Annotated in this window: 10 protein-coding genes; 5 read left to right on the plus strand and 5 right to left on the minus strand. The window is 63.9% G+C overall.

The annotated features are described in order from the left end of the window. The first annotated feature begins 264 nt into the window (after positions 1 to 264). From VKZ50_05995 to VKZ50_06005, 3 genes are all read left to right on the plus strand, one after another. Positions 265 to 1,488 carry an IS110 family transposase gene (locus VKZ50_05995; protein ID HLJ59263.1) on the plus strand — a complete coding sequence of 408 codons (1,224 nt, stop codon included), beginning with the start codon at positions 265 to 267 and terminating at the stop codon, positions 1,486 to 1,488. A 28-nt stretch (positions 1,489 to 1,516) separates the two neighbouring features. After that, complete coding sequence (locus tag VKZ50_06000) at positions 1,517 to 3,115, plus strand: cation-translocating P-type ATPase (GenBank protein ID HLJ59264.1); 1,599 nt, start codon at positions 1,517 to 1,519, stop codon at positions 3,113 to 3,115. A 171-nt stretch (positions 3,116 to 3,286) separates the two neighbouring features. Further along, the gene (locus tag VKZ50_06005) at positions 3,287 to 3,697 is read left to right on the plus strand and encodes a hypothetical protein (protein ID HLJ59265.1); all 411 of its coding nucleotides are present in this window, start codon (positions 3,287 to 3,289) and stop codon (positions 3,695 to 3,697) included. 79 nt (positions 3,698 to 3,776) lie between these two features. Here the strand turns inward: VKZ50_06005 and VKZ50_06010 are convergent, their stop codons facing one another. The 4 genes from VKZ50_06010 to VKZ50_06025 form a co-directional block, all read right to left on the minus strand. Continuing rightward, positions 3,777 to 4,481 carry a VIT1/CCC1 transporter family protein gene (locus tag VKZ50_06010; protein ID HLJ59266.1) on the minus strand — a complete coding sequence of 235 codons (705 nt, stop codon included), beginning with the start codon at positions 4,479 to 4,481 and terminating at the stop codon, positions 3,777 to 3,779. Between the two features lie 183 nt (positions 4,482 to 4,664). Next, positions 4,665 to 5,162, minus strand: coding sequence for a DUF2231 domain-containing protein (locus VKZ50_06015; protein ID HLJ59267.1), 498 nt, complete (start codon positions 5,160 to 5,162; stop codon positions 4,665 to 4,667). A gap of 77 nt (positions 5,163 to 5,239) precedes the next feature. Beyond that, the gene (locus VKZ50_06020) at positions 5,240 to 5,668 is read right to left on the minus strand and encodes a hypothetical protein (protein HLJ59268.1); all 429 of its coding nucleotides are present in this window, start codon (positions 5,666 to 5,668) and stop codon (positions 5,240 to 5,242) included. Next, the gene (locus VKZ50_06025; GenBank protein HLJ59269.1) at positions 5,658 to 6,329 is read right to left on the minus strand and encodes a hypothetical protein; all 672 of its coding nucleotides are present in this window, start codon (positions 6,327 to 6,329) and stop codon (positions 5,658 to 5,660) included. The genes VKZ50_06020 and VKZ50_06025 overlap by 11 nt, the downstream gene beginning before the upstream one ends. A gap of 536 nt (positions 6,330 to 6,865) precedes the next feature. On the opposite strand from VKZ50_06025, the gene VKZ50_06030 reads away from it, so the two are divergent. Together VKZ50_06030 and VKZ50_06035 are read left to right on the plus strand one after the other, a co-directional pair. Continuing rightward, a complete protein-coding gene (locus VKZ50_06030) occupies positions 6,866 to 7,162 on the plus strand; it encodes a hypothetical protein (protein ID HLJ59270.1) in 297 nt (98 codons plus the stop codon). A 301-nt stretch (positions 7,163 to 7,463) separates the two neighbouring features. Next, positions 7,464 to 9,338 carry an HD domain-containing phosphohydrolase gene (locus VKZ50_06035; GenBank protein HLJ59271.1) on the plus strand — a complete coding sequence of 625 codons (1,875 nt, stop codon included), beginning with the start codon at positions 7,464 to 7,466 and terminating at the stop codon, positions 9,336 to 9,338. Positions 9,339 to 9,692: 354 nt separating this feature from the next. Here VKZ50_06035 and VKZ50_06040 read toward each other — a convergent pair whose 3' ends face one another. Further along, on the minus strand, positions 9,693 to 10,085 hold the full coding sequence (locus VKZ50_06040) for a recombinase family protein (protein HLJ59272.1): 393 nt from the start codon (positions 10,083 to 10,085) through the stop codon (positions 9,693 to 9,695). Positions 10,086 to 10,893: the final 808 nt, after the last annotated feature.

The following is a 10,893-nucleotide window of genomic DNA, read 5'->3' on the forward strand; positions in this document are numbered from 1 at the left end:
CGCTCACTAGTGTACCCTCCAGGAGAGAAGAGGAAAGAGCGCGGTCATGTGCGGATGAAGGGAGTGCCTCTGGTGCCGTTCCGAGGAGGGCCTAGCTCGCTTGCGGTTCGACCGCCAGCATGAGACCCGCTCCCTCGGAAGGGCAAAGAGGTCCAAACCGGCCACAGGGTGATGCGCCAGGCCCGGCACAGGGCACAAGCGCCAATTAGTGAGCGACCGGTAAGGACCTCTCAGCACTGGAGAGCTTCGATCAAGGAGGCAGGGATGTCCTACTACATCGGATGTGATTGGGCGAGTGCCGCCCACAGCGTGTGTGTGATCGATGAGCACGGCCAGGTGCTGTGGCAGGAGATCGTGCCCCACACCGCGGACGGCTTCGCCGCGTTGCGGCGTCGGCTGCAGCGGGTTGCCGCCCCTGCGGACTTGCCGGTCGCGATTGAGCGGCCCTCGGGGCTGGTCGTCGACGCGTTGGTGGAGTGGGGCTTCCCCGTGGTCCCGATTCACCCCAACGTGCTGAAGGCCTCGCGGCCGCGCTACGGTATGAGTGGGGCCAAGAGTGACGCCGGCGATGCCTTCATCCTGGCCGACCTGCTCCGGACCGACGGACACCGCTTCCGGCCCCTCCAGCCCCTGTCCGAGGAGACGCGGGCGCTCCGCGCCCTTGTGCGCGCCCGCGACGATTTGGTCGCCACGCGCGTCGGCCTGGCCAACCAGCTCCGCGCCGTGCTGGAGAGCTTCTGGCCCGGGGCCGCCCACATCTTCGCCGACGTCGACTCCGCCATCGCCCTCGCGTTCTTGGAGCGGTATCCGACCCCCCAAAGCGCCGAACACCTCGGCGAAAAGCGGCTCGCCGCCTTTCTCGGCCGCCACAGCTATTGCGGCCGCCGGTCCGCGCCGACGTTGCTCGATCGGCTGCGGCGCGCGCCCACGACCACCAGGGGCGACGCGGACACCGATGCGCTGGGCGAAGTGGTGCGCGCGCTGGTCGCCGTGCTCGTCCCCCTGGTCACCCAAATCCAGAAATTGACCAGCGCGATCGCGCAGGCGCTGCCCGCGCATCCGGACGGCCCGCTGGTCATGTCCTTCCCCCGCGCCGGCTGCATCAACGCCGCCCAGATCCTCGCCGAACTCGGGCAGGAACGCCAGCGGTTCACCTCCGCGGAGCACCTTGCCGCCGAAGCCGGTGTCGCGCCGGTCACGCAGGCCTCCGGCAAGCACCGCACCGTCACCTTCCGCTGGGCGTGCAATAAACGCCTGCGACGAGCGATCACCACCTTCGCGGATAACTCCCGTCACGCCTCGCCCTGGGCGGCGGGTCTCTACCAGCGCGCACTCGCGCGAGGATGCGATCATCCCCATGCCATCCGCATTCTGGCCAAAGCGTGGCTCCGCGTCCTCTGGCGCTGTTGGCAATCCTCGACCCCCTACCAACTCAGCCACCATACGACCGCACAAGGCCTCACCATCCCCGCGCCCAAACCGGCTTGATGACTGGGGGCTTGACACAGGGTGTCTCATGGCGCTGCGTCCGGCGGAGGCGCTCGTCCGCCGGGCCGACGGCGAGGTACTCATGCCAGCGGACACCCTCCGCATCGGAGACATCGTCGTCGTGCGGCCGGCGGAACGCCTCGCCGCCGACGGCACCGTCGTTGGCGGAGCCTCGAGCGTGGACCAGTCGCCGATCACCGGCGAGTCGATCCCGGTGGACGTCAGCGCCGGGTCTCACGTGTTTGCGGGAACGATCAACCAGCGGGGAAGCCTGGAGGTCCGCGTGACGCGTGGCCCGGAAGATACGACGCTCGCCCGCATCATCGCCCTGGTCGAGCAAGCTCAATCGGCGCAGCCGCCCGCGCAGCGACTCATTGACCGGTTCGGCCAGATCTACGCGCTCGGCGTGATCGGGTCCGCCGCGGTAACCTACCTCGTACTTGTGGGACACGCCGTCCCAGCGGCCGCAGCGTTCTATCGGGCCATCACGTTACTCGTGGTCGCGTCTCCGTGCGCGGTGGTCATCTCGACACCAGCGACCGTGCTGTCGGCCATCGCCAATGCCGCCCGCCACGGCATTTTGTTTAAGGGCGGCGCGTACCTCGAACGTCTCGCCGCCGTCGACACCGTGGTGTTTGACAAGACCGGCACGCTCACTACGGGACGTCCGATCGTGACAGATGTCGTGCCGTTGGTAGGCGACGAAGCATCGCTCCTATCGACCGCCGCCGCGCTGGAGCAGCGTTCGGAGCACGCGTTGGCCGACGCAGTGGTCGCGGCCTGCCGCGATCGGGGCGTCGCACCGGCCGTCCCGGACGCGTTCGAAGCCGTCACCGGCCGCGGGGTGCGCGGCACCGTCGCGGAACGGCTCGTACGAGTGGGTAGCGAAGGGTTCTTGACAGACGAGGGAGTGCCGATACCGGGCTGCGCCCAAGTCCTGCTCGCGACCCTCCGCCGCGAGGGCAAGACGCCGATTTTCGTGGGCGACACGCAACTCCGCGGCATCATCGCGCTCGCCGACACCGTGCGACCGCAGGCCGCCGCCGCGGTGGCGGCGCTGAGGGCGCTTGGGATTAAGCGTCTCGTTGTGCTGTCCGGAGACCACGCGGAGGCGGTAGCTGGGGTGGCTGCGCAGCTCGGCCTCGACGACGCCCGCGGCGATCTGCTGCCGGAGCACAAGGCCCGGGCCATCGAGGCACTTGAGCAGGCGGGTCCCGTCGCTATGGTCGGCGACGGCGTGAACGACGCGCCGGCCCTGGCCGCCGTGTCCGTCGGGATCGCGATGGGCGCGGCCGGCACCGACGCGGCGATGGAGACCGCCGACATCGTGCTGATGGGCGACGATCTCGCCCGGCTTGCCTATGCCATCGCGCTCAGCCGCCGGGCGCGCCGCGTGATCGCCCAAAATCTCGTATTCGCGTTCAGCGTGGTCGCCGTCCTCGTGACCGTCGTGCTCGCTACGGGCCTGCGGCTCGCGTTTGGGGTCGTCGGCCACGAAGGCAGCACGGTCATCGTCGTGCTGAATGGGTTGCGGCTGCTCGGTTATGCGCCCAACAGGGCCGGCCACGAGCCCGGCGGCACCGGTGCTGCTCGCGTTCGTCCCGTTGCAGTTGCCGACGACACGTGAAACTCGTCAAATCAGGTCCGCGCCCGATGCGCATGCCTCGGCGCACTGGCATACTGCGTGTAGCTTGTCCTGAATCTCGAGTGCTGTACGACGCGGAGGTGGCCGGTGGGAAAGTTCGTGAGCAGGCGAGAAGTGTTGGCCGTAGTCGCAGGAGGACTCGGAGGGGCTCTCTTGGCGGGGCCTGTGGGCCGTGCAAGCGCCGAGGAGCAGGCGGTTACGCTGTACATCTTGCCGGGGGCGCTCCCGGGGCCCGACGGCAAGGGGCATGATTCGTTTGTGCCGTCGAGTTTCGTCGTGAAAGCGGGCGCGCCGGCACGGTTGACCGTGATTAGCTACGACGACGGGGAGCACTCCATCACGGCTCCTGCTCTGAACCTCAACCTCACGATCAAGGGTGGCACGAAGGTGGGATCCAAGGTTCAACCTGCCACCACGACCGCGACCATCACCGTCGCGAAGCCCGGTACATACCGATGGTACTGTGCCCTCCAGTGCGATGGCCCGTCGCACTGGGCGATGGACCAGGGCAACGCGGGCCAAGGCAAAGAAGGCTACATGGCAGGATTCATCGTCGTGATGTGACCGCCGCGGTAGAGTCTGAAGGGCTCCGAAGCGCACCTCGGAGCCTGTTCTGTTTCTGACCAAGTCCGTTCACACCGTGTTAGTGACTGGGCGAGACGAGACGAGCCAGTCCAAACGCTGCCGCGGCCGCCAATCCGCCGACGAGCACAGTCTGCGCCGCGCTCCGCGAGGGGTGTGCGCCTGTGAAGCGTCCCTTCACATACCCGAACACCGCCAGTGCGGCGAGTGTGACGAATACCGATGCCACGAGCGCTTCGTGGATGCGTGTGCTCACCATGTACGGCACGAGCGGGATCAGCCCGCCGCTCACGTACGCCGTCGCGATGGTCAGGGCGCTGGCTAACGCCCGCCTTGGGTCCGGCTTCTCCAGGCCGAGTTCGAACCGCATCATAAAGTCCACCCATGCCGAGGGGCGTCTTTTGAGCGCGTCGACGACGGGTGCGCTTTCCTCCGCCGTCAGGCCGTACTCCGCAAACACGTGGCGCACTTCCTCGGTCTCGACATCAGGCACGGTCTCAATCTCGCGGACTTCCCGCCCGTGTTCGCTCGCAAAGTGCTCGGCATCGCTCTTCGCGGCGAGGTACCCACCGAGGCCCATGGCGATGGAACCCGCCGCAACTTCCGCAAGTCCAGCGGTCACAATAATAGCCGGTGACGCTATGGCGCCGGATAGGCCTGCCGCCAGCGCGAACGGTACCGTTAACCCGTCTGACATGCCAATCACCACATCGCGAACGGACTCACTGGCGGTGAAATGACGCTCGGCGTGAGAGGTCTGTGGCATGCGTTTCGCGCTCCTCGTTGTGTCGTCACAGGACGACGTCGAAGTAAGAGTAGCAGATTGTCGGGAGGGGGTGGATTGAGATGCGAGGCGAGCGACCTCTGCTTACCCTTCTGCGTCGCGCGAAGGTGCCAGAGAAGGAAGCTGCGGTGAGTTGGTTAGACTAGTGGTTCGCGCTGCGGTTTGTCACCGCATGTCGAGTGCCCCTCGATGAACCGCTTGCGGTGCAGGGGCCGTGAATCCAGCGTCCCCGCCTCGTCCGCGTTCGCGATACACGAGTTCTCCGCCATAGTATCCCGTGATGAAGAGAACGATGAGTGTCAATACCCCGGCGATCATCGCGAGCCCTGGGCGACGCAACTGATTCAGGTGGACGGCGATCCTCGCGGCCAGCCACAATATGACCACGGCCAACAGCACGTATCCCCAATGCTTGTGGACTTCCACTCGCCGCCCACTGATGAACGCTTGGATCACGGACAGGTGTGCCTGCACCACATCGCCACCTTCGCGTTCCCGGGCCTCCGGGGTGACGAGGCCGCTCAGCACCGACAGCGCCGTGCCAACCGCTCCGGCGACCAGGGTATACAAACCGGCACTACGGAAGGATTCGGATCTCCACACAGCACCAACGATATCGAACAACAGCGCAAGACATAGTAGCGCAACTCCAAAGTGAACCATAATCGGGTGCAACTCGACCCGCCAGTTAAAATGAAGTGGCAATAGGCTCCCCCCGTTTCTCGAAACCGTGCTCGTCTCTACAGCCGATTCGGGACGACCCGGTGCGGGCCTTCTTTCTCAAGGCCTTCGTTTCGTACGATCAACGGTTGGCACTCAAGCGTCCATACGAGCGCCAGCGCAAGCACACCCACGTCGCGAATGAGAACCGAGGTGTCTCCTCTCGTCAGCAGCAGACCAACAACGACCTCTGTCATCATCGCGACCGTAATCCATGAGATGACCGATGGAAGAAAGTCAACGAGCGCCGCGGTCGCGAGCATGAACAGGATCCACCCATGAAGCAAGACGAGCGACACCGACGAAACGAACGGCTCGACGAAGTGGGGTACGTAACCCGTCCATTCGCCGGGAGTTGTAAGTTCCCAATACCCGAAGAACCCGAGGACCAGCGCAGTCCCGATACGCGCGATGATACGCGACTTATTGGGTCCAGCGCTACTGACCAATGATATGCCCCTGGGGATCGGTGAGGACGAATCCGTCGTCGGAAAGGTTTGTCTCGCCATCAACGCCATCGTCCCCCATTCGCGTTTCGATGAAGTAGAGGTGGCTGGTACGATCGAACGTGGCGGGTTGGGACGTGTTGTCCTGGAGGTTCGTCACCGCGACTTCCTCAGTCGTCGGACTCACGTCCCGGAACGAGAGCCGAAACCCGGTCAGGGCGCGGTCCGTCTGCGCGGACGGGATCGCAGGATACACCTGATAGGCGCGCGACGCATACCACATCTGCGACAGCAACGGACCGACCGCCGGAGACGGCGACCCGGACGCCGGCCCGGCTGACGTGGTCTGCAATGGGGGTGTGGGTGTCTCGCCGCGTTCGGCGCTTCCGCGCTCCCCCGCCTCTCCGTCGGGGCCCGCGCCATCTCCACGGCCCGGTAACACGGCTGACGGGCCGCCACCGGCACGGTCGTCGGGAGAGGCAGGCGCGACAGAGCCGCCCGTGGCACGGGTCCCGGCCGATCCGGCCGCCGTGGCGGCGCGCTCGATCCCCGAGAGCGTCTGGTTCAGCGCCGGTGTGTGGGCTCCGTCGATCGCGAGTCCCAGACCAACCACGGCAGTCAGCGCCAACACGACGATTTTCCAGGGGGCACGCTCGGCGCTCACGGTGGTGCCACCTCCAAAGGCTCAATCAAAGCGTCGAACGCGTAGGCAGTGCGATGAGAATAAGATACCTCGTTTGATGATATCGGGATGACAAAGGTCTCGCGCTTGGACATTTAACTTCGTTGTAAGTTTGGTGCAACGCGATCAAGCCGCCGCCTGATACTGAAGCGTTACGGTGATTAGTAGTATTCAGATAGACGACACCGCCTCTGGGAGAGTGGGAGAGACGATCATGCAAGCGTGGCAACGTCATTCGACCGCCGGAGCAGTCGCAGTGACGCATAGCGGCGGCGCGAGCGAGAGGCGCGATGTGAGCGCCATCGGCGTGGCGCGTCGCAAGCGATTTGAGGACTCTCTTGATCTACTGCGTGTTTTGGGGCTGTCTTCCGGCGCTATGGACCACTATCGCCACTTGGCGCGCAAGACGCGCAAGTTGCCCCACGAGCTCGTGTGCATCATGGCCGAGCAAGCGGCCGAAGGTGCGACACTAGCGACTATACTCATGAGCAGTTGCGACCCCGCATAGGACATCACCGATGGCTTTGCACCCGGCGTGTCACGTAGTGGAGGACTACCTTGCGGCCATGTTCCCTCGGAGCGTGATCGAAGAGTTTGAATGGTCGGCTCAGCGGTCCTGGGTCTTCAAGGTCAGCGTCCCGCGCAAAACGTTCCACCTCTTGGTAAGTACCAAGTTGCTCGACCAAACGAACGAGCACGAAATCGACCGGCTCTTGCGAGAGTTGCAGGTGGCCAGTCGAATGCGCCTCGCGGACAGAGAGTGGCCCCTGCTGACGGCAGAGGGCGTGGTGCTGGGACTACCGAAGCCCGCATAGCTCATCGATGAAGCAAGGGCTGCGAGACCCCCAGTTGTGCAGCGGAGTGTGGTCGACACCCTCCAAAATGCGCGGGTTGTCCAGAGCCGCTGGCAGGAGGCGACACAGTCTTACGCCTCCGCCGTCTAGACCAGACAAGTCGTGGGCAAGTTACCAGTAGTTGTATACGGTGACTTGTCCGTCGTCTAGTGATTAACAACCGGGGGCGCCCATCTGCGTGCAGAGACCTCCCAATCGCAGCAAACTATTAGTCTCGTCCCTTCAGTGCGGCGAGCCCAAGCGCACCGAACAGCAGGTGTGGTTGCTGGTTGCGGCGCTGGAGGCTGCCGCAAACGGCATCGTGATTACAGATCAGGCCGGCGCCATCGAGTGGGTCAATCCGGCCTTCACCCGCATGACGGGATATGCGTTCGAGGAAGTGCGGGGCCAGAATCCCAGGGTGCTGAAATCGGGGAGGCAAGACCGCGCCTTCTATGAGCGCCTCTGGAAGACCATCCGGGCAGGGCAGGTGTGGCACGACGAAATCGTCAATCGTCGGAAAGATGGCACCCTCTATACTGAGGAGGAGACCATCACCCCGGTCGCAGACGCCACTGGCCGAATCACCCACTTTATCGCCATCAAGCAGGACATCACCATGCGCAAGGAGGCGGAAAAGGCGCAGGCAAGGCTCGCCGCTATCATCGAGGCCACCTCCGATCTCGTGGGTATTGCTGATCCAACGGGGCGGCGTCTCTACTTGAACCGGGCCGGGCGGCGCCTGCTGGGGATCGGCGACTATGAGGATGTGTCGTCTCTGACGATAAACGCCGCCTTTCATGAACCAATGCGGCAGTTCCTCGCAAACGAAGCGATCCCCACGGCTCTGCGAGACGGTTCGTGGCGTGGCGAAACCGTTCTTGCAACCCGCGATGGTAGGGAGATTCCGGTCTCTCAGGTCATTATCGCGCACTCCGCGCCGAGCGGCGACGTCGAGTTTCTCTCCACCATTGCCCGCGATATCAGTGAACGCAAACGTGCTGAGGAACAACTGCAGCGCCAGTTCGAGCGTCTTGGGGCTCTCCGTGAAATCGATATGGCGATTACGGCCAGTATGGATCTCCGGGTTACACTCGATGTCCTCCTCGACAAGGTCACCGCACAACTCGGAGTCGATGCTGCGGATGTGCTGTTGCTCAATCCTCACACTCAGACACTGGACTATGCTGCGGGCCGCGGGTTTCGCACGGCTGCTCTGCAACACACGCACCTGCGCATGGGCGAAGGCTACGCTGGTCGGGCGGTTCTCGAACGTCGCACCGTCACTATCCCGGGCCTGGGTGAGGCGCCCGGTGAGCTGGCTAAGGCTCCTCTGCTGGCAGCCGAGCACTTCACTACGTACATCGGCACGCCTCTTGTCGCGAAAGGATTGGTGCAAGGCGTCCTCGAGTTGTTCCACAGGGTCCCTGTAACCTCCGACCAGGAGTGGCAAGATTCCCTCGATGCCTTCGCCGGCCAGGGCGCGATCGCGATTAGCGATGCGCAACAGTTCGAGGCGCTGCAGCGTTCCAACAGCGATCTCAGACTGGCCTACGATGCGACATTGGAAGGCTGGGCTCGCGCCCTCGAACTCCGGGACAAGGAAACGGAGGGTCACACACAGCGGGTCACGGAGTTGACAGTGCGACTGGCCGAGCGAATGAGGATCGCGGAGACAGAACTTGTCCACGTGAGACGGGGAGCCCTCTTGCACGATATTGGGAAGCTCGCCGTATCCGATACAGTGCTCCTGAAGCCTGGGCCGCTGACCCCCAAAGAGCGGACCATGATGGAACGTCACCCCGTGTTTGCGCACGACCTGCTGATGCCGATCCCATACTTGCGCCCGGCTCTGGACATCCCGTATTGTCACCACGAGAGATGGGACGGTACGGGATACCCTCGCGGACTCAAGGGCGAGTTCATCCCACTTGCTGCCCGGATCTTCGCCGTGGTGGACGTGTGGGATGCCCTCACGTCGAACCGTCCATACCGTCGCGCCTGGTCCAAGAAGCGCGCTCGTCAGTACCTTCGGGATGAAGCAGGAGGTCAGTTTGATCCTCACGCCGTCGACGCGTTCTTGGCGATGCTGGAGCAGGTAGAGGAGAACACCCACGGTAGGTTAGGATTAATGCAGGACGGTTCTAAGGCCCAGTAGCAAGACGCCAGCGGCCGGTGAGTCCTTTGCCATCTACGGCATCAACCAGAAACGGCGAGGGGGGGCGGTGGCGACCAGACCGACCCCCGTCGTTGTGAGCACGGCGGACCCGCCCTGTCGGTCCGTCACATTGGCGGGTCCGTTCCTGGGTGGGACGCACAGGCTGTCAACGCGAGCCGGCTCGGTGATCAGACGATAAAATCGGCGTGCAGCGGCGCCAGCATGAGGAGTTCGCCCCAGGCGGCGGTTGCATCCTTGGAGTCGCCTGCTGAACGTCGCAAAAGGAAGTCCTTTCTCGACGGGAGGTGGAGCGGTGGCACTCCGGCGGCACCCCGCCACACGCGCGACGTTGCGCTAGGACGGCCGCGGTGCCCCCAACGGCCGCGGGAGCGGACCCCCCTTTCGCAACAGTGACCGGCTGACCGTCGATACGCTGACCCCGAGCCGTTTGGCTGCGGCTCTCCGTGAGAGAGCGCCGGATGCAATCGCGGGGCGCAGCGCTTCGAGGTCGCCGTTGAGCGACGGCGGCCGGCCGACATGGACGCCTTGCCGCTTGGCGCGCGCCATGCCTGCACGGACACGCTCCGCGATCAAGCCGCGCTCGAACTGGGCGAAGCTCGCTAGGATGTTCAGCATGAGGTCGCCGACCGGCGAGGCGCCGGACGTGTCCAGCCACGGCTCGCTGTAGGAGCGCAGGCCGACGCCCCATCGCCGGAGATGCCCTGATCGTTCGCCTGCAACGCTCAAATGGACGGTTCGTTCGGACGGGGCGGGGTACGTATGGTCTTCCTGATTTTGGACACGCCGAGGTAAGGCCACTAAGGCGTCGGCGCAAGGCAGTCAACACGGGCAAGTCGCCCAAGAAGATAGGGGGCCAGAACTAAATGAGTTCGAAAGTCGACAATCCGGATCTCATCGCGCTCGCAGTATACGAGCTAGGGGGAATCGGATGTTTCGTCGATGTTGAAGACATCTTTGTGCGGTGCTACGAGATGGCGCCAGAACGATTCGGGTGGCGCAAGTACCCGTATCCAAACTATAAGAACGTTTATCACGCGTTGCAGCACTTCGAGGAGAACCATCTTGAGGTTCTCCTAAAGACTCCAGACGGTCTTGCAAGACAACTTTCGGCCGAAGGGATAGCGTACGTTCGAAAACGACTTCGGCGATACCAGGAGATCCTCAAGCGGCCGGGCGCTAATCCACCAACCCGTCGGCCAACCGAGAGGTTGCTCAACGAGTTCTCAAGTCATCGCTTGACCAAAGCGGGACACTCTCGAGTTCGTGCGTCCAAGTTATCGCGTTGGCTGGCAAAAGAGGAAGGAATTAACGCTTGCCGCCCCACCTGAGGTTGTAGCCGCTCACGGTACGGCTGTGACGGTCAAATCGTCCAGCTCGGGCATCGTGGTGCGCACTAGTTGTAGTTCCCAGATAGGTTGTTGACACATGAGAGCCTTCCAGCGTTCCTGTGGGGCAGAGCAGCTAAGCCCCACTCTGGGAGGCGTTTATGGGCCGGGCACGCGGCAAACTCACACCAGCGGGGCGGCTGCTGCTG

Source organism: bacterium (assembly GCA_035295165.1).
Lineage (GTDB): Bacteria > Sysuimicrobiota > Sysuimicrobiia > Sysuimicrobiales > Segetimicrobiaceae > JAJPIA01.

Coding starts and splice junctions, on each gene's coding strand:
- VKZ50_05995 (HLJ59263.1), top strand. CDS start 265: ATGTCCTACTACATCGGATGTGATTGGGCGAGTGCCGCCCACAGCGTG.
- VKZ50_06000 (HLJ59264.1), top strand. CDS start 1,517: ATGGCGCTGCGTCCGGCGGAGGCGCTCGTCCGCCGGGCCGACGGCGAG.
- VKZ50_06010 (HLJ59266.1), bottom strand. CDS start 4,481: ATGCCACAGACCTCTCACGCCGAGCGTCATTTCACCGCCAGTGAGTCC.
- VKZ50_06015 (HLJ59267.1), bottom strand. CDS start 5,162: ATGGTTCACTTTGGAGTTGCGCTACTATGTCTTGCGCTGTTGTTCGAT.
- VKZ50_06030 (HLJ59270.1), top strand. CDS start 6,866: ATGGCTTTGCACCCGGCGTGTCACGTAGTGGAGGACTACCTTGCGGCC.